Source organism: Actinomyces sp. HMSC065F11 (assembly GCF_001813085.1).
GTDB lineage: Bacteria > Actinomycetota > Actinomycetes > Actinomycetales > Actinomycetaceae > Gleimia > Gleimia europaea.
In genome coordinates this window covers 247,278-266,179 of sequence record NZ_KV811470.1, presented here as the reverse complement: position 1 = coordinate 266,179, position 18,902 = coordinate 247,278, and the positions used below count along the sequence as shown (strand labels likewise).

16 protein-coding genes and 1 pseudogene are annotated in these 18,902 nt (G+C 52.3%); 5 read left to right on the top strand and 12 right to left on the bottom strand.

All coding sequences use genetic code 11. The features are described from left to right. Positions 1–70: 70 nt before the first annotated feature. Complete coding sequence (locus HMPREF2891_RS03675) at positions 71–1,393, bottom strand: McrC family protein (protein ID WP_070663897.1); 1,323 nt, start codon at positions 1,391–1,393, stop codon at positions 71–73. Beyond that, the gene (locus HMPREF2891_RS03670) at positions 1,374–3,269 is read right to left on the bottom strand and encodes an McrB family protein (RefSeq protein WP_052038726.1); all 1,896 of its coding nucleotides are present in this window, start codon (positions 3,267–3,269) and stop codon (positions 1,374–1,376) included. Before HMPREF2891_RS03670 ends, HMPREF2891_RS03675 begins: the two co-directional genes overlap by 20 nt. Positions 3,270–3,716: 447 nt before the next feature. On the opposite strand from HMPREF2891_RS03670, the gene HMPREF2891_RS03665 reads away from it, so the two are divergent. Together HMPREF2891_RS03665 and HMPREF2891_RS03660 are read left to right on the top strand one after the other, a co-directional pair. Continuing rightward, a complete protein-coding gene (locus HMPREF2891_RS03665) occupies positions 3,717–4,673 on the top strand; it encodes a DUF418 domain-containing protein (protein ID WP_070663896.1) in 957 nt (318 codons plus the stop codon). A gap of 2 nt (positions 4,674–4,675) precedes the next feature. Beyond that, entirely contained in the window at positions 4,676–5,716 is a 1,041-nt protein-coding gene (locus HMPREF2891_RS03660; protein WP_070663895.1) for a trypsin-like serine protease, read from the top strand. 137 nt (positions 5,717–5,853) lie between these two features. Here HMPREF2891_RS03660 and HMPREF2891_RS03655 read toward each other — a convergent pair whose 3' ends face one another. The 4 genes from HMPREF2891_RS03655 to HMPREF2891_RS03640 all read right to left on the bottom strand — a co-directional run bounded on the left by HMPREF2891_RS03655 (position 5,854) and on the right by HMPREF2891_RS03640 (position 9,315). Continuing rightward, positions 5,854–6,453: a hypothetical protein gene (locus HMPREF2891_RS03655; RefSeq protein ID WP_070663894.1), complete on the bottom strand. Its 600-nt coding sequence runs from the start codon at positions 6,451–6,453 to the stop codon at positions 5,854–5,856. 143 nt (positions 6,454–6,596) lie between these two features. Next, entirely contained in the window at positions 6,597–6,794 is a 198-nt protein-coding gene (locus HMPREF2891_RS03650; RefSeq protein WP_070663893.1) for a hypothetical protein, read from the bottom strand. Positions 6,795–6,976: 182 nt separating this feature from the next. After that, positions 6,977–7,255, bottom strand: coding sequence for a type II toxin-antitoxin system RelB/DinJ family antitoxin (locus HMPREF2891_RS03645; RefSeq protein WP_070663892.1), 279 nt, complete (start codon positions 7,253–7,255; stop codon positions 6,977–6,979). Between the two features lie 434 nt (positions 7,256–7,689). Next, complete coding sequence (locus HMPREF2891_RS03640; protein WP_070663891.1) at positions 7,690–9,315, bottom strand: ABC-F family ATP-binding cassette domain-containing protein; 1,626 nt, start codon at positions 9,313–9,315, stop codon at positions 7,690–7,692. Positions 9,316–9,708: 393 nt separating this feature from the next. Here HMPREF2891_RS03640 and HMPREF2891_RS09750 point away from each other — a divergent pair. Further along, a pseudogene (locus HMPREF2891_RS09750) lies at positions 9,709–10,317 on the top strand (family 1 glycosylhydrolase). A 76-nt stretch (positions 10,318–10,393) separates the two neighbouring features. Here the strand turns inward: HMPREF2891_RS09750 and HMPREF2891_RS03625 are convergent. Both HMPREF2891_RS03625 and HMPREF2891_RS03620 read right to left on the bottom strand, forming a co-directional pair. Then, the gene (locus HMPREF2891_RS03625; RefSeq protein WP_070663888.1) at positions 10,394–11,641 is read right to left on the bottom strand and encodes a DUF6688 domain-containing protein; all 1,248 of its coding nucleotides are present in this window, start codon (positions 11,639–11,641) and stop codon (positions 10,394–10,396) included. A gap of 219 nt (positions 11,642–11,860) precedes the next feature. Continuing rightward, positions 11,861–12,550 carry a cyclase family protein gene (locus HMPREF2891_RS03620; RefSeq protein WP_070663887.1) on the bottom strand — a complete coding sequence of 230 codons (690 nt, stop codon included), beginning with the start codon at positions 12,548–12,550 and terminating at the stop codon, positions 11,861–11,863. A gap of 211 nt (positions 12,551–12,761) precedes the next feature. Here HMPREF2891_RS03620 and HMPREF2891_RS03615 point away from each other — a divergent pair, with 211 nt between their 5' ends. Then, positions 12,762–13,661, top strand: a complete 900-nt coding sequence (locus tag HMPREF2891_RS03615) for an oxygenase MpaB family protein (protein WP_070617846.1) — start codon at positions 12,762–12,764, stop codon at positions 13,659–13,661. Between the two features lie 127 nt (positions 13,662–13,788). Here the strand turns inward: HMPREF2891_RS03615 and HMPREF2891_RS03610 are convergent, their stop codons facing one another. From HMPREF2891_RS03610 to HMPREF2891_RS03600, 3 genes are all read right to left on the bottom strand, one after another. Beyond that, complete coding sequence (locus HMPREF2891_RS03610) at positions 13,789–14,382, bottom strand: molybdenum cofactor guanylyltransferase (protein ID WP_070617848.1); 594 nt, start codon at positions 14,380–14,382, stop codon at positions 13,789–13,791. Between the two features lie 3 nt (positions 14,383–14,385). After that, positions 14,386–15,201, bottom strand: a complete 816-nt coding sequence (locus HMPREF2891_RS03605) for an NfeD family protein (protein ID WP_070663886.1) — start codon at positions 15,199–15,201, stop codon at positions 14,386–14,388. A gap of 185 nt (positions 15,202–15,386) precedes the next feature. Further along, the gene (locus tag HMPREF2891_RS03600) at positions 15,387–16,037 is read right to left on the bottom strand and encodes a hypothetical protein (RefSeq protein ID WP_070663885.1); all 651 of its coding nucleotides are present in this window, start codon (positions 16,035–16,037) and stop codon (positions 15,387–15,389) included. Positions 16,038–16,793: 756 nt separating this feature from the next. On the opposite strand from HMPREF2891_RS03600, the gene HMPREF2891_RS03595 reads away from it, so the two are divergent. Continuing rightward, complete coding sequence (locus HMPREF2891_RS03595; RefSeq protein WP_070617860.1) at positions 16,794–18,593, top strand: BCCT family transporter; 1,800 nt, start codon at positions 16,794–16,796, stop codon at positions 18,591–18,593. A 70-nt stretch (positions 18,594–18,663) separates the two neighbouring features. On the opposite strand, the gene HMPREF2891_RS03590 is transcribed toward HMPREF2891_RS03595, so the two are convergent. Next, the coding region (locus HMPREF2891_RS03590; RefSeq protein ID WP_148131717.1) for an LPXTG cell wall anchor domain-containing protein at positions 18,664–18,902 on the bottom strand (239 nt) is incomplete at its 5' end.

The following is an 18,902-nucleotide window of genomic DNA, read 5'->3' as shown; positions in this document are numbered from 1 at the left end:
AGCCTCTGGAGATACCTAGCAAAGGGGCGCGCACCGTCTGGTGCGCGCCCCAACCGCATAAAGGCCCGCCTTAAACGAGGATGCTTAGCGCGTTAGCAAACTCAGCTTCGCTAACCTTCATGAGCGAGACAAACGACTCATAATCCTTAGCTCCCTGCGGAATACGTAGCCCATGTTTTATGACGAAAGTATCGTCACGGGGCTTCTCGTTATTCTCATATATGGAGCCTTTATTAAGCCACAGCTTATGAGCACGTGTTTCACCGCCTTCGGGATACAAGAAGTACCCCACGCGTGCATCAAACCTATACATGTATGCCAAAATCTGTAAGTAGTCTCGATTGCGAATATTCTCAATCGGCTTATATTTCGCATCTGCGACTATCCGGTTATCGTGATCCCTACTCACAAAATCGGGGTAGACCCATCCGGAGCTATTCGAAAACAAATGATGCCGCCCCTCTGAGCTTTTGTTTCTTGGGTGGAAGTAATCTGCACTAATGAGCGAGTTCACGTACTCTTCCCACAGCCAAGCGCCGTCGAAAAGCACGCCGTAGATTTCTCTCTTGCCTGAACCAACAAAATGTTTGCGCTGCTGCAGAATCAACAGACACAGTTTTTGCAAGCTTGCGTATTCGCGAAAATAAGCGTGGCGTATCAACCGTTTCGTGTTCTGGTTTATAACTCTTCTGCGTTCATATGCTCGATACGGCCCAGTCACTTCTCGCACTAGTCGCACGTCATCTTTTACCTGCGCCAAAAGAAATTTGCCGTTCGGCTTTAAGCTGATGACCTCAATGGTATGCCGGACTAGCTGCATCATCGCATTGTCAAAAGAAAATTGGCGTTCGTTAAACTCAACCTTGCCGGTGAATGGAGTGTTTTCTTTAATGTGGCGAGCGATGTCAATGGTTCCTCTGATCGTCGCTTCATTACGCTGGTAAGTAACGTACTGCTTGTACAGGCCCTTACGCATCGCTTGCTTCAAAAAGCGTGGAAAGAGGAATATAAGATACTCGAATACCTGGCCGTCGTGGTCAAGATCGGTATTCAGGTCAACTATATTGGGTAACCCGAATACGCGGGCCAACAAGTAACGGAAGAAATGGTCTTCTGTGTGGTTACTAAAACGAGATTTGATTGTTAACCGCTCATCTCCAAAACCGATAAAGCCCATCAGGTTGCTAGTTCTGTACTCCCCGCGTGAGTGAGAAATGACGACATTCTCCGCATCCAAATCTTCAGATTCTTTGAGGGCGTCCTGAACTATGAATACGCCTTCGGATTCAAGATCGCGGAAAGGTTTATTTGCCAGTTTTCCAAGTAAACGAGGAGTCTGCGCGACCTGCTCGGGCAATAACAACGAGTTGTCATTAATTTTCAGGTTTTTCATTCAACGCGCTTTCAGAAGTATCAGGGTAGCCGTATGCCTTCGCAAACTTCGCCATGATTTCTGCTTCACCATAGAGCCCTTGGACGTATTCACGCAGGAGCGGCTCGAGGTAGTCGGTCCAGAGTTGATCGAAACTTATGTCATCCAACTTCAAGAAGTACGCGGGCCCTATTTCATAGTTCTCATTCAGGTCTTCCACGCCGGTTATAACCCGGTTAAGCGCAGTCATCCGTTGCTGAGCCTGCACGCGAACTTCGGGATCATTTATATTGTCTAAAATCGCAATCTGATCCTGGGCACGAAGTTCAATGAAACGGAAGCGCCTACGCATAGCAAAATCGAAAGAATCAACTGAACGATCTATATCGTTCATCGTTCCAATAATGTAAACATTTCGTGGAATGTAAAACTTCTTCGTCTGATCCAAATGGAGGTTGAAATATTGGGTTGCTACCCCGCCGCGTTCACCTCTATACCCTGGATCGACAGCGAAGAATAGCTCACCGAAAATCTTGGAAATCTCTCCGCGGTTGATCTCATCAATAATGAACACGTACTTCTTTGCTTGAATCGGCTCGACTTGGCGAGCAGACGGAGTCTTCATGAACTTTTTGATCTTGTTACAAAGAACAAAAATGTATGAGTGTTCATGCTTGTGATTCACGGTATTAAGGATTCTCTTCAGATCCTTGACTTTTCTAAGTTGCCCCTCGTCTGCAAGAACGGTTTCTATATCAGCCAGGTTTAGAACGATCCGACTCGTAACCTGATTTCCGGGGATAGACACATGCACGCGTGTGTCATCCACGTTTGTTACAAAAAACTCGTTTCCATTTGTTGTCTTAAAAGGAGTCACACCCAGATCGATTGATTCAAAGAAGTCTCCCATTGCCTCTTTAACGGAGCTTTCCCGACGGATCCGGTCACCCGACTTCTGCCTATCCTCATAGTTTTTACGGGCCTCGTCCACGAACTTCTTGAAAATCCCATCCTGAAGTTCGAATCCCATCGTGCCATCATCATTGATGCGAGGGCGAAGCCCTTCTACGAAATCCGAGTAGTCGTAGCTTGGGTGGAACTGAACAAACCCAACTTGTCGTTTTTCGTCGTCCTCAAGCTCAGTGAAATCTTGAGTTCTTCCCTCAGAAATAATGTCAGCCGCTATCTGCCTGGCCAAATATGTCTTGCCTGTTCCGGGAGCGCCCCTGAAAATGATGTTCTTGGAATCGATGAGGGTCTGGGAATACTTATTCCGAAGAACGGCGCCCTCAGCAGTAGCGTCTTCCTCTTCCTCATTGGCCAACTCCACATCCCCAGCGTCAAAGCTACCTTTTTCCCGGTAAACAAGTTTAAATTTGTCACCTGGGTTGCCGAATCGCTTCAGACATTCCTGTACCAAGTGAAGGGTTGAGAAGATGTTCCAACAATGGATGACGAAGCTACCCTGATCGCTGCGATTATAAATTAGGGTGGCGAAAGTATTTTGCCCGCTATAGCGCTGATACTCCTTTTTGCTGTAGAAAATACCTCTGTACTCGGTAGCGTCTGGAGATTCCTTGCCAATAGGAAACTGAAGCCGTTCGTCCAAACTGAGCTGTTTGATCTGCTGCTCGTATAGCTGGAAAGCCAAATAAGGTAGCGTCATATTGGAAATGTGGCGTTCCCGAGGCTCCCTAGCTCTCTCTATCTTTTCGCCCTGCGCATTTTCAAACCAGACGCGCAAAGGCTTGTACTGGTCCCCCATTTTGAGATCATCCATTGTGAAACGAGGATCAGTTGAAACTATGTTTTCAGCGGTAATCGTCAACGTGAACTGCTCGAGCGCCTGCGTAGTTGATTCGGCTTCCAGCTCTAACAAGCTATCTGATACCGCCATCGGTATTCCCTTCTGTGCATTCAAACCTGTTCAAACTAACGACCTCGCGGTGTGCGCGGAGCATTAGGACCCGTTTACTATCTTAGAGATCTAACACAGGTAGCACACTGCTTCGTCTTGTCCTCTCATTCCAAAGTCATGTAAGCGCTCTGCATGTTGCATTTCTTATTACCGAAGCGGGCTTCGGGTACATCATCTAGCCGCGCGTCTTCATGTAGCTAAAACCGGATCACGACTACTGCTTTGCCCTCTATTTTGTGGGATGACACACGGCTGGCTTGCTGGAGCGCCAATTTAGAAACAGATCCAGAAGACATTCAGAAGTTTCTAAATTTTTTGCCAGAAACGGCGGTTATTTATAGAAAGTCAATTTTCGACACGTCGGTTTTAGGGAGCATTTTTACCCAAAGAACGGTTCTCTAAAGTAACAGTAAAGGAGAAAACTGAGTGTCTAAACCTTCACGAATCGTGGGGCTTGATGTAGCGCGATCACTCGCGATCATCGGAATGATAGTTATCCACATGGCCTCCCTACTTTGGAGTACCAAAGTAATGCTCTCTGGCCTACCTGCATCATTATTTGCCATCATCGCCGGCGCTACCATGATGATTATCGGTAGAAACTACACCAGTACCACTTTCTTACGGTTAATTGCCCGAGGTGCCTTGATCATTCTCATTGGCCTGGCACTACTTCCCGTTGGTGGCGAGATTCAAGTGGTCCTCATCGTAATGGGCGTAGTAATGATGCTGGTTTCCTGGATTCCCGCATTGGGAACATGGTGGAGGCTCGTTCTATTTATCGCCGCCACAACTGCCGCGACAATTGTTTATGCCCCTATCGAACTGCCACAGATTTATCCGCTACTTGCATGGATCGCATATTTCATTGGTGGCATGCTTCTTTTCGACGTGTACCTGCGCGGCCGACTACAGCGCAACCCCGCTGCGAAAATCAGCACTAACACTCGACTGAGCTGGATCGTAACCACTATTAGCGTTGTTGTCGCTGGTATCGGCATCTATTTCCGATTTGACCCAAACATTCCCAGCTGGCTCAGCTTTACCGGTCACACCGGCGTCCTAGGCGAGATCATCCTCTCCGTTGCCGTCGCAGCCGTGGTGATCCACCTGTGCCTGATTGTAGGAGACCACTCACGAATCGTGGTTTATCCCTTCGCAGCCATGGGAACAATGTCGCTAACCATTTACATTCTGCACATTCTCACCGCTTTCTACTGGCAGCAAAACATCGCGTTGCATTCCACTTTGTCAGCAACCGGTTTCATCGTATTGTTCCTCGTCGCAGCCAGCCTTTGGAAGAAGTTCGTAGGACAAGGTCCTGCTGAGAAACTCGTTGCCACCACAATCAAGGCCATTGTTCCTTCCAAGAAAGAGAATTAACCGTGAAAAAATCATCTTTTTCGATCGCGGCCATTGTCAGCGCCACCCTACTAATGACTGCCACTCCAGCCTTCGCACTCGAATATGGCGATCCGGCACCAGAAAATGCGGAAAGCAGTTCCGTTGCCGCGCTCAAGATGGGCAAAATCGGCAACTTCGGTGACTGCACCGGAACGCTCGTTGCAGACCAGTGGGTATTAACGGCACGCCACTGCCTGGAATCTGTCAATAATGAAGGAACCCAGGCACGCATCGCCGGGAAAGTCTACAACGCTGATTCTTGGGCTCTTTCGCCCACATCTGACGCGGGGTTACTTCACCTGACTGAAAAAGTAACTAACGCTACCCCCGCAAAAATCTCTCACGATACTCCGAGCCCAGGGCAGACAGGAACTCTTTACGGTTGGAGTAGCAGCTCGTCCATGGCACGATCCGGACAGCTACCGATGGCCAAAATGGTTGTCAAAGAGCTACTAGGTGGCGCGCCTTCCGGTTCTGACACGCCGAGTTCTCCCGAAACCCCTTCCGAGTCCGAGACTCCTACCGGCGCTAACACGTCTACAGAGACTGCCCCGCCACAGGCTCTACAGTCAGCACCTGGAATGTCGCAGTCTGGCCAAACCGAATCTGATCCTGAAGGGATGGCGGAGGTCCCAGCTGACAACTCCATACAGCCTAGGATCGAAACCTCCATCCTGGATGTGGAATCAGTTTCTGGAGCTGGCATGCAGGGCGGTGACTCTGGTGGCCCGTTCTTTGTTGACGGAAAACTTGCCGGACTTGCAACCGCGGGAACTGCTAATGGGGACCCAGACCTACCCTCCCCTAGCGCCGCAATTACCGCTCTCGCAGGCACCGCTGAATGGATCGACAACATTGTCTCTGGCCGCGACACCCAAAGCGTTCTAACTGCAGAAAACACTCCTGCACCGCCGAAGAACATTCAAACCAGCGGCGACAACATTTGGGGATACCTAGCGATAGCATTCGTAGGCCTTGCTGTTGCAGCAGTCGGGTCACGTATCCGCAATGCGCGCCAGTAACAACACCTACACAATCGCCTACAAATAGCGAATAACCCTCGAAAGCCGCCTCCCAGAAAATGCTGGGAGGCGGCTAATAATACGAGCAGTTTCACAGTAATCCGGCGCGAACCCCACCCCATCTGTGCTGAGGCTTATTACCGATCAGCATTTTTGAACCTACCGGGACCGTAGAAAGCCATTTGCCGCTCACCCCACCAAGCGAGGAACTCCTCCGCAGTTTCACCATTGTGCTCGCAATCGAAAGCGGAATCGAATGATGCGATGATTCCCTCACTCGCCTCGGCAAGCGCCGCAGCGACCAGCCCATAACCTGTCGAAGCTACAGCGGGGCCACCAAAGTTCCTGTATTCAAACCAGTAATGGTCTTGATCCAGCACCTTTGCAAGCCGATCAGGAGGAAGCAGGCCCTCAAATTCTTCCACTATTTGCCACAAGCCAAGATGTTCTGGCTTCGACTCGAATGGGTAAACCAAGTCCTCCTCACAAATCCGGTCTTCATCCTCCACAGGCAAGCAACTGGGCCACGAGCTGGAATCCCACTGCCCGTTAATCCAGTAGGCAAACCCCAAATGCATCCGTGGCTCCCACACCACGTCTTTATCGACATAGCGAATTTCTGCATCTTCACTTGGATAAAAAGCCTTCACTTCGATAGTTGCCCCAACGCGGTACCTGTCGAGCAGGCTCTGGAACAGTTCTTGTGTGCGAGCGCGCGTTCGTTCAACCAGAGGCATGAAACCATTGGTTGGATAGACTTTGATCGTCGTTTACATGCCACCATTTTACGGATCGCAAGAATGGTTTCATCACCAAGGAGCAACTAGAGGGCGAATACTCATACGGCTTAGAGATCGGTTTGAGACGCTGATAGAAAGTTTTACTTCTCACCTTCGTCTTGTTTTCCTACGATCATGAAGCAGACGAGAGCGAGAAGCCAGATGGGGAGAGTGAGCAGCATATTTCTCGCGTAGTTCTCTGTAAACAGGATTGCGAAATCAGCAGCTCCAGCAACCAGAAGCAAAACGATTCCGGCCCAGCTCAGGAATCCACCACGCGACCTTTTCTTCTTACTCATAAAGCCATTATAAAAATCGCGGCATTACGGCATAGACGATCACAGGTGCCTTTTCCTTGTTTTATGCCACCACTGTTACGTCCGTGCACTTCTTCTACTCCATCGGCGTGACCAGTACAGAACTGGGTGCATACCAACAAGGTTGTCCCATTTACGACGTTCCGAACTAAGATCAGGAATGCTCAATCGCCTGGTAAGGCTGCTTCGATAAGGTCGCGGCCAGTCGCATAACTTTCGCTACTGCCCGAGGCAATCATTTCTCGAGTCTCGCGGATAGCTCGGAGACTTTCCTCGTTTGGACGCTTGTAATCGAGAGACAAAGGAATCGAGTTGGTATTCACCATTTCCGTGAAAAACGCTCGCACGACGGAAGACAGGTCAAGCCCGTAGGATTCCACGACACTTGCCGCCCCGTCCTTCAACTCACTATCGAGACGGATAGTCAGATTACTTGACGCCATTTTCCCTCCATTCGCAGTTTGCACTCACAGCTTGCAACGCTTGTTAGTGCACAAAAAGGTGATGTGTGCCCATTCAACTGCCGGTAAACGCGCATTTTCGCGCCCCTGTGGCTATATCCGTCAGCGAAAGGGTAAAACTCAACACCCAAGGTCAGTCCCAAAGCAAAACAATTCCGGCCCAGCTTAGGAACCCACCATGCGACTTTTTCTCTCCACCCATAAGGACATTATAAAAATGGTGACACTGAGCAGAAACAATACTCGGAGCATCGTTAAGCCTCGCCTCGCATCAACGACGTCTGGGCATTCTATACCGCCTGGCCCTCTACTCTGTTATCTACGGAACCCTGCTAGCCTTGCGAGGCCTCTTTCCGAAACGATCGCCAGAGAAGAAAATGAGCGCAGATACCGTGCCAAATGCCTAACAAGCCGCGTCAACGCATGTCGATTCGTCTACCTTTCCAGTGATCCGTGAGCCACCGGTCGTGGCTAGTAATGATCAATGTGCCCGTCCAGCTTAATAGTGCCCTCTCAAGGGCTTCCATTGAGGCTAAATCAAGATAATTCGTTGGCTCATCGATAACGAGTATGGCAGGAGCAGATGCAAGGGCAGTCGCAATTTGCGCGCGACGTTGATTGCCGGCCGATAATTCTGGAACGGGTATGGACCACATTGCCGGATGCAAGAATCCTTTGCCAACTTCTCCGACTCCATCGCGCCAAACATCGGTGTTGAAGCCTGTGTCATTTTCTTTAGGCAAATGCTGAGGCACAAGGCTGATCGATTCGTCGCGCGCAATAATTCCACTCGCTACGGTCCCAGCAGGTGGATGTCCACTATAAATCCAATTCAAGAGTGTAGATTTTCCGGAGCCATTCGCACCTGCGACCAGCAAATGTTCACCGTATGAAATATCAAAGCTAATGGCGTTCAGGCGATGCATAACGAATGCTTGCCTGCACGATACTGCTATTCCTGTGCGCGTGGTTGGAGCCTCAAATTCGAATGACAAGTTGTAGTTACGTGGTTTGCGCACCTCTTGACTTATTAGGGACTCTAATCGCTTGTCATCGTTTCGCATTCGGCGTTCAGCCGTTGTGGCAGCGCGATCTGCAAAATACTTCTTCGCCTTCCCTTCAGCTGTTGCTAAACGGACTCCGCCTCGGGAGATTCTGCTGGATTTCTGCCTATGTTTTCTCAACCTGTATTTTTCGCCTTGTTGTAAATCATGCAGCTCATCATGTTTTTTCTGGGCTCTGATTTTTTCTTTCAGGTAGTTGGAATAGTTTCCCACACACCGATAAAGACTCGACGTTTCACACGTTCCATCAACCTTCGCAACCTCGTTCCATACAGTCGTGTCCATGTCGTAGATGACTGTTGCTGTATCTTCAATGAAGGCACGATCGTGGCTTGCCATCAAAACCGGACCTTTCCAGTCATTTACCGTCTCGGTGAGAAACCTAATCGCTTCTACATCAAGGTGATTGGTAGGCTCATCCAAAATCAACACTTCAGGTTTCAAGATGAGAGTGGCCGCCAGTTGCAGGCAAACTCGCTGGCCTGGAGATAGCGTCCCAACATGGCGATTAAGCCCAGAATCTGTGAAAGCGCTCAAGCCCAACTCGGCCAATACCTCCGCAACCCGTGCATCCAGCGTCCAAATGTCGAAGCTTGTCATCTGGGCTAGTAGCTGATCATATTCTAGCCCCATTTCAACGAGATTCGCGTCGGCCTCCAGCCGATCAGATACGTAATAAAAGCGGGTAGAAATGCTTCGAAGTGGATGCAGCGCTGCGTCGAGATATTCACCGATGCTCCCATCAAACTGTTCAGCCTCAGGCATTTGGAACAACTCTGTTGCGAGTCCGCTAACTCTTGCCGTCCCCATTTCGGGAGCCAGATCGCCAGATGCGATCCGAAGCAACGTGGTTTTCCCGCACCCATTGGGGCCGATCAGACAAGCTCGCTCACCTTCACCAATATGCAGATCAACACGGTCCAATACTGGCTTAGATGAATAAGAAAAAGAAACATTATCTAGGTTGATTGCAGGCATGATGATCTCCAGGACGCAACGATTGTTAGGGCGGCGTCTCAGCTGGGCTGAGTAGAGATCACAAAGTCATCGGACATTGCTCCTCGAGAAAACAATAAGTCTAAATTCTAAAATTCAATATAGTCGAACTCCAAGCTACTATCTACCAATTGGAGTCCCCCCAACTCTCTAGCAATGGCTTTACTCAATAAACATCAAGAACTCGCGCTCCGCGCTTTGCAAGCCTTGCCCCCGCAATCGAGCCATGTTTCGTCTCACGTCCAAGATAATGGGCACATGAGCAACACGAGCAGACCACTAAACGGCCTACTAATCGGCACCGCATCCGCAGCCACCCAAATCGAAGGCGGCGACACCAACAACAACTGGTAAGAGTGGGCACAAGGCCCCAATATTGCGGACGGCTCAACGCCGTTTCGCGCAAACGATCACTGGAACCGTTGGCGCGAAGACAACGAGCTCATGGGCGAACTCGGGTTCCCAATCGCCCGCATCGGCCTCGAATGGTCGCGCATCGAACCTGAACCAGGCCACTTCGACCATGCGGTAATTGACCGCTACCGCGAATAACTCGCAGACCTCAAAGAGCGCGGAATAAAGCCCCTCGTGACGCTCCACCACTTCTCCAACCCGCTCTGGCTAGAGCGAAGCGGACAGTGGACAAACCCGCTCAGTATCAAAGCCTTCCTGCGCTATGTCCGCTATGTTGTGCGAGCACTATGCGACCTCGTGGACGAGTGGGTGACAATCAACGAACCCAACGTTTACGCGACTCAAGCCCACCTATTCCACGAAGGCCCGCCCGGAAACGTCAGCTTGCGTGACACCTTGAAGGTCATGCGGCACATGGCCATCGCGGTTGCCACCCCCAACCTGGCCTCGCCTATGCTTGCAGCATTCGCCCTGCTAGTACTGGGCGGCTACCCCGGCCTCTACGTAATGTCAGCATCGCTTGCATTAGTCGGCGGAATATCCGTAATGATGGTGCGAGGAAGCCGGTAAGCGAAACCGAATAAGCGAAACCGAATCAATCCGGACTCAGGCCCTTGAAACACGAAAGTTCAGTGCCCGGCCTGCGTTAGGCCGTGTACTGGAGGGCTATGCGATCTTCCGGATGACGGTCGTTCACGTAGAGGACGGCGAGGAAGAACCACTCCGCTGGCTTCATCAAAACCCACACGACATCGGCCGCCCACTGCGATCTGATCAGCTTGGCAACCGGGAAACCATACGTGTCATACAAGCGGCGAATAACCCGATGAGTTCTAGGCACGCGCTCTTCCAACACCTGCTCAAACGCATTGGCCACAAGCAGCTGGCGATTCACAACCACCGGCCTACCATGACGCAGGCCCATGCGAATAGGTTTTACCACCGCTCGGTGTCCGCCGGCGGCCACAGTGCAAAGGTAGTGCTCGTCAAAAGACACATTCTGGGGAGCAACCTGTTGCGAAAGATTCCAGTCGCTGGTCTCGGTAAACGCCCTCACCACCATGCTCGGCGATTGCCCAAACAAAGCTAGAATCCCTACCACCACCGCAAGTAGCGGGAGCGCCACCATGAACCCCAGAAGGGGCCAGCGCTTTGCATCTGCCACCATTGCATCCAGTTTGCTCAATATCGAGGAGCCATCGATGCGGCCTCGTCTATCTTCATCAGCTTCGTAGGCGCGAACTTGGATCGCAACTATTTTCACCACAATCGCAAGCACAGCCAGCAAAGGAAGAATCAGCAACGCGTCGAGGGACTTTTCAAAGGTGGTGATCTGGATAGTCCACGCCAGGCCGAGCGCAGCGCCCAAGTAGAGCCCCGCAATCGCGATCACAACTACGAGGGGCGGCAACTGCTTGGCCTCGTTAAAACGCAAGATGAGAAATCCGAGCAAGAACAGTAGCGCTATAAACATCACGTGCGGCCATGCCCGCGTGTAAATCGGCGCGTGGGTCTGGTAGTTCACCAGCTGAACATGCCAGTCCGCAGTAGGCACAACCTCTTTGAAGAACCCCAGGTATATGAACTCGTAAACCACTATGACACACAGGGTCCAAACGTCCAGGCCCGCATCAAAAACCGACAGCTCCTTGCCGTTCGCGGCTTTAGCCGCACGGATTATTTGGCTGACAGTCAGCGCCACTGGGTAGCCTGCCGCGAGCGCTATTAGGGCTCCTCCAAGCAGAATATCAACCAGAATCTGTCCGAGAATCTGGCTCGCATCCGAAGGAGGCTGGGATACTAGGCTGGCAATCGCTCCGGCAACTCCGATCAACAGGGCCAAAACGATTCGCGAAAACGAGGGGTGTTTGCTGGCGTAGCGGTACAGCTTCACTTGTCCTCCTCCCCTGCAAACACGATACACGCGTTCTCTAAAGTCTTGAACTAGCGCAGGACGATGCGGCCACGTATTGATTAGCCTTGTGGACACCGAATACGCAACAGGGGCGCGACTCCAGATAGTTTGAAGTCGCGCCCCCGCATATGCGTATGGTTAGCGAATCTTGTTGATCACCGCTGTAGTTCGCCCTACAACGAGTGGCATCCTATCGGGCTAGTCCTCCAGCCAGGCGATGATATTGACCTGCGCAGAGTCAACCTTCTCGATACGTAGGGGACCCATCGTGACCAGCTTAAACTTAGGCGAATCACCCAGCGCCACCATCGACATGTCTTCAACAGCGGTGATGAGGTGGTCCGAGTAGTTGCCTAGTAGCCAGTGGTGAGCCTCGGGGCCGTGATCATTAAGCGGCGACGCTACCGAGAGCCAGTCCATGCCCACGCAACGCAGATCCGGGAACTCCTGCGATAACCACTTTGCCAGCTCCGTGTGAATAGCTAGACCTTCACGCTTGTAGATCTCAGGATCCTCGGTACGATACTTCTCGAATCCCGTGCGCAGTAGCAAAAGCCCCTTACCCTTAAGTTCTTCAGCGAAAGGCTCTACATCTTCCTTGGTGATGACCTCGCCAGGCTTGCACTTATGCGGCAGATCAACAACTAGCACCTCGTCACCCATGTAGACGAAATACTCCATGGGAAGATCTTCAAAGTTTGTACCAGTGGTATTGAAATGATGCGGGCCATCCATGTGCGTGCCGAAGTGGTTTGGCAGCTCCATGATGTAGGCGTTGAAGGGATATCCATCAACGCCAGCTTGGCGATCCTGCCTGAGCTTCAGCACCGGCTCTCCGGGGAAAGCAACATCATTTTCACTCATTTTGTGTGACAAGTGTACGAACACCTTTGTTCTCCTTCACTGTTAACTCGTCAAGGTTATTTAAAACGAACATCTCTTGTTCTCAGAGCTCTGACCTCTTGTGTCTAAGCATACGTGACCTGCGCGAACATGTAAACGGATTAAATAAAATTGGGATGATCGGTGATGCGCCGGGCTCCTGCAGTGGTCGACCTTAGAAATCGTGCATCTGGGCGCGTCTTGTAATACTGGCTTCATGTGGATTTCTAACGCGCGCGACCAGTTTGCGGAAAAGATCAAACAAAAGGTGGCGGGGCCGGATAGACAGGCTCGCGCTGATCTGATTTGGCGCACTCCCGGTGAACGCTGGTTCACTAACGATGATCCGATAACCCGCGTGAATGGCGCTCCCACTATGTACATGGCTGGCATCCGCGCCCTCTTGTTGCAAAGCCTACATCCGCTTGCAATGGCTGGCGTTGCCGGGCATTCGGGTTACCAGGATGACCCTTGGGGTCGATTACAGCGGACCGCAGAGTATGTTGCTACCACAACGTTTGCGCGGATTGAGGACGCCGAAAAACTGATTGCTCACGTGCGCCGTATCCACACGTTAGTGAAGGGAGAACTACCTGACGGCAGGGCATACGCAGCGTCGGATCCGCACCTACTAACCTGGGTGCACTGCGCTGAGATTGAGTCATTCATGATTGCCTACCAGCGGTTCAGCCCAACTCCCCTAACACCTGAAGAGTGCGACATGTACGTGGCACAGTCAGCGATTTCTGCACAGCTGCTTGGCGTAGTTGATCCACCTTTGACTGTGGCTCAGCTTTACGAGAGGCTTGCGGCTTACGGCCCCGAGTTAGAATTCTCCGCCGCTACCGCTGACGTTATTGACCTGCTGATCAATAACCCTCCTTTGGAGCTCCCGATGAGGTGGGGCTACGACATGCTGAAGGTTGGCGCTATTTCGCTACTGCCAGATTCAACGCGAACACTGCTGGGTCTCGAGGACTCAAACGAGCCTTCGCGAGTTAGCTTGGAGGATTTTTTGTGGAGGCGACCCGTTGCGCGCGTTGCTATTACCGCTTTGCGCTGGACGGTTGGCCAAACGAAACTATCGGCCGAGGTTGAACGAGCGGCAGAACAGTAGCCCACCATCCGTGGGCCGCCTGACTACGACCTGGCGGCACTCTTCATCGACTACCAACTAGCAACCAAGAAACACGTAAACACATTCTGGATGCTAAAGGAGCACTAGCGGAAGCGCTACGGACCTATTAGACCAAGCGGGCGCCTAGGCGAACAGCTAGTTCTTCCGCATCCGCTGGCGTGTCCACATCCATGCAATACCAGTTCCTGTCCACAACTTTGACCGGCTCAAGTGCGGCAAAACCGTGGCGAATCGAACCATTGCGCTCTGCGGGGACCTCGCGCAAAGTAGCAAGGCGATAGCAGCCATGCAGAAACTGTGGCCACGCCCTCGCATCCTTCGGAACAGGGACAGAAGCCTGGGCCTCGTCAATCTTGCTACAAAGCTCGCCCCAAAGCCTGGGTGACAAAGGGGCATCACACGTCATAAGGGCAACTATCGCGCTACCCGGCAGGTCTTTAAGTGCGGCAACGCCCGCGGCTAGGCCCGCGAGCGGACCCCCGTAGGGAGGATCTTCAAGCGTTAGCTCCACGCCTTCGCGCACCGCCAACTCGCTTGGAGCCACAACAACTATTCGGCCGTCAAACCCGGTGCGGTCAATCTCATCTAGAACAATGTCGATGAGGCGAGCGTTGCCGATCTTGTAGTCAGGCTTAGATACTCCCCCGAGGCGTTTGGCAGTTCCACCGGCGAGGACGATAACTGCGTCTGGAAGCTGCAAACTTTAACCTTGCTGCGTTGGGTCTACCGGAGGTTGCCCCTGCACCGGGCCGGTTGGATACTGCCCCTGTGCTGGCTCTGCAGGAGGCTGCGCGCCAGAGCCGACCTGCGGATTACGCAACTGCATAAGTGTGAACACCGCGCCCACGATCATCGCGATGCCTGCAAGCGTCAAGAAGATAAGGCCGATTCCAATCGAGGCGCCAGTGTCGCTAAGACCGGAAATGCTGCCAATACCATCGATCACGCCAAAGAGGCCGCCAATCAGACCAACCACGCCAGCGGCAATGCGAACTCCGCGGCTTGCAGACATGATCGTTGCAATTCCCAGAGAAATGACCGCAAGCATGAGGATCAGCAAGAATACGCCCTCATTGCCCACAAGTTCACTGAAGTAGTTGATGGAGAAACCAAAAATGTGAGCGATTGGCAGGAACAGCGAGATCAGGCCAAGCACGCCCGCACCCGTCAGGATTATCGGACCGTAAGCGAAAATCTGGCCCTCACTTGATTTGCCCTGCGTTTCGCGCACCGAGTTCTTCGCCACCTCGAACGCTTCGTTGGCCGCGGGGGCCACCTTGTGGTCGTAGAAGCCTTTCATTCCTGAGGCGAACTGCTTGGCACCGTCCTTAATCTGCTGCATGGATGCGTCAGCCTGGTTCGGGGCCGTGTTGGCCGCCTGCGGACCGGATTGCGTGGCCTCACCCTGAGGGCTACTAGGTGCCGACTCGTTTTCTGGCTTCACTTCCGGCGCGGGAACGCTCTCGCGCGGCGTTTGCGATTCTTCAGGCGTAGGTTCGGGCAGATTTTGGTCGGTCATAACTTCCTCCTGGATAGACCTCACACGTGTCGTTCGCAGATTATCACCTTACCAATGTCAAGAAACGGTGGATTTCAAGAAATCAGTGACGGATACCGTTCGGTTTCGCATTATTCTCCGAGTAAGGAAATGGAGCCGAAAGCGAAATTTCACGCTTATGTAGCACTTGTTAGGCTATACGATTCCTAAGCCTGATCAGAACCATTATTTTGCTCTGATCGGCGCGCATCTTGCTTGAAACGTTGAGAATTCTGAAACTCCTGGAACTGCTGAAACTCCTGGAACTGCTGAAACCGTTCGAACTGACGAAGCTCTGCGGCAAGGTACGCAGGAGCTGGCATATAGGCAGGGCGTTGCCGAAGAGTCAATACCGCTCCCACAATAACACCACTTGCAACAACCAATGGCACCAGCCAATCGATAAACATGGCATCGTCAGAACCCATAGCCAGGAGAAGCGCCAAAACGCTGGTGATCACATTGAGGATGCCCGTTATCAGTCCTACCACACCGGTCGCGGTCATGATGCCACGCTGACGACTAATCTGCGAGCCAATTGCCATAGCAACAGTAATTATGAACGGGAAGAAGAGGAACATTCCATAGATCGCTATGGCCCGACCGGTCACCATCGGCAGAAAAGACACTACGAGCGCCAAAAATGCAAAGACCAATAACAGGAGTGGCCCATTACTCTTGGCTTTTTCAACTGCGTCCTGCCGGGGATTCTCAAGCGACAAATTATGCAGAGCGTTGTGTTCGAACGGCTGCGGTGGCTTACTTCCATCGTATGCAGATGTGTATTCATTGAAATTCGGTTGGCTCGCGCTATTCATTAATGCTCTCCAGAAGCGGACAAGGTTCGAGACTTGTTCGTAGGTTACCAGTTTTACAACCGGGGAATTTCGGATTACCGTCACCTATCTGAGCGAATCGATTACCTTCGCGAATACAAAATCTACAAAGTGAGATTTTATCCCCCCCTGAGGCCGGGCACCCCGTAGTGAGATATTCGTGGGACGCAATATTCATTTCAGTTGAGATTTCTACTCATACGACTTCTACCTGCATGCGTTTGTAGGTGCGACAAATCTTTGTCCGTGTAGCTCATTAGAGTGATTCAAAAGCACTTTGCGGTGTTTAGTACGTCGCGGCGCAGAATTCGGCTCTGCGAAGAGAATCGATTGTACCCGTTACTCTGGCGATTATTCGCGTTCGGATAGAAGGAGAGTTTATGGCCGCTAAGAAGAATAGGAAGTGTCCAGAACATATCCTCTGGGACACGGCCGACAAGCTGCGCGGCAATCACGAGCCATCTGGCTCACTCAAAAACTCATGGCGTAGCTCTTCGACGGGGACGCCAGAACTGTAAACGAGCACTTAGGTAATATCTTCCGTTCAGGCGAACTCGATCAAGACTCAGTTATCCGGAAATTCCGGATAACTCAAACTGAAGGCGCACGCCTCCACGACAAAACACCAGGTGGAGGAAGCCAAACAAATTTTTCGCAAAATAGTGGCTCAAATGGAGAGATGCCACATAAAAAGCACTTAAAACTAGACTCTGCCACCATATTTTGAACAATAGAAGTATGGAAAATAGCGAAAATCGAGACACGCAACATACGAAACCAGAAATAACAGATACGCCACCAACGGAAAATACAACCACCGCAACCTCTGAACTTGCGGCGCTACTATCCGAAGAAGAACAAATCAACGCGGCAGACCTACAAGAAAAGCCCGTTGAACTAATCTCTGAAACTGAAGATCAATCCATCAGCTGGCCGGTAGTTATCCCCGCCATGCTCCTCATCCTCGCAATCGTAGTTTGGGGCCTCGGCAAACCAGCCAACTTTGAAGCCACCGCAAACAGCATGCTCACCTGGGTACTAACCAACCTCGGCTGGGCGTTCGTACTCTTCTCAACCATCTTCGTCATCTTCGTCATCGTCATCGCCGCCTCCAAATTCGGCAAGATCCGCCTTGGAGCCGCCGACGAGCAACCCGAATTCTCCAACGCATCATGGATCGCCATGATGTTCGCAGCCGGCATGGGCATCGGCCTCATGTTCTACGGAGCGTCCGAACCCCTCGCCTTCTACCGCGACGGCGTACCAACCCACCAGCCGCGCGAAGTAGGCACTGCCATGGCATCCGCCATGTTCCACTGGACGCTACACCCCTGGGCCATGTACGCCATCGTCGGCCTGGCCATCGCCTACTCCACCTACCGGATCGGCAGGCGCCAACTCATCTCATCCGCATTCACCCCACTCATCGGTGAACGCCACGCCAACGGAGCCATCGGCAAAACCATCGATGCCCTCTCCATCTTCGCAACCGTATTCGGAACCGCATGTTCACTGGGCCTGGGCGCCCTCCAAATCCGCGCCGGCCTAGAAGTTGCCGGCCTCGTCGAAGATCCTGGCACCGGCCTCATCATCACAATCATCGCAGTGCTAACCCTTGCCTTCCTCCTCTCAGCAATGTCTGGAGTTGGCCGAGGCATTCGCTACCTGTCTAACGTAAATATGATCCTCGCGGCCCTACTAGCGCTGGCAGTGTTCGTGCTCGGCCCCACCATTGCGCAGTTGAACCTACTGCCCGGCTCCATCGGCGCATACCTATCCCAGTTCTTCGAAATGGCAGGCCGCACCGCAGCCTCCGCAGACGGCACCGCCGGCCCCTGGCTATCCGGATGGACCATCTTCTACTGGGCATGGTGGATCTCCTGGTCCCCCTTCGTGGGCATGTTCATCGCCCGCATCTCCCGTGGACGCACCATTCGCGAATTCTGCATGGGCGTAATGCTAGTGCCAGCCGGCCTATCAACCGTCTGGTTTGCAATCTTTGGCGGCAGCGCCATCTTCCTCGAATCCAAAGGCCAATCAATCTGGGGTGACGGCAGCGCGGAAAGCCAGCTGTTCAACCTGCTTCACCAGCTACCGGGAGGCTTCTTCTTCGGCATCATCGCCGTCGTCCTCCTAGGCACCTTCTTCATCACGTCAGCGGACTCGGCCTCCACCGTCATGGCATCTATTTCACAAGGAGGACGCTCCTCCGCCTCCCCGTGGTTAGCCGGAATCTGGGGCCTACTCACGGCATCCATTGGCCTGACCCTGCTGGTCTCCGGAGGCGACGGAGCCCTCTCAAACATTCAATCCGTAACCATCGTTGCGGCCACGCCATTCCTATTCGTGGTTGTAGCGCTCATGTTCGCAATCGTTAAGGACCTTCGCAACGACGTGGTCTACCTAGACCAGCGCTCACAAGAAGCGTTCCAACGCCAGCTCGCTATTGAGCGCCGCCACCGCCGCGAGCGCGAAGAGATTCGCCGCCGCAATCAAGCTATCCGCCACGCGGTAGGCGCCAACAAACGCAAACAGTAAACCTCTACAGATAGTATTTGAGCCCACCTTTCCAGGTGGGCTCAAATACTGTTTCTAGGTCAGCCTAGTTTTACTGCATCTTCCGGCGACGAACCGTCACAGCGGAGATACCCAGGGCTCCAAGTCCAAGGCCAAGGATCGCAAGAGCTGCGACCTCAACACCCGTCTTGGCCAGCGGCTTGCTCGGCTTAGCAGGAGCAGTGTTGCACTTGTCAGCCTTCATCGCAGTCCAAGACCACTCAGTCTGAGCGCCTGGAGCAAACTCGAAGCCATCCACCGGCTCGGCCTTGACGATGATCGTCTTGCCGT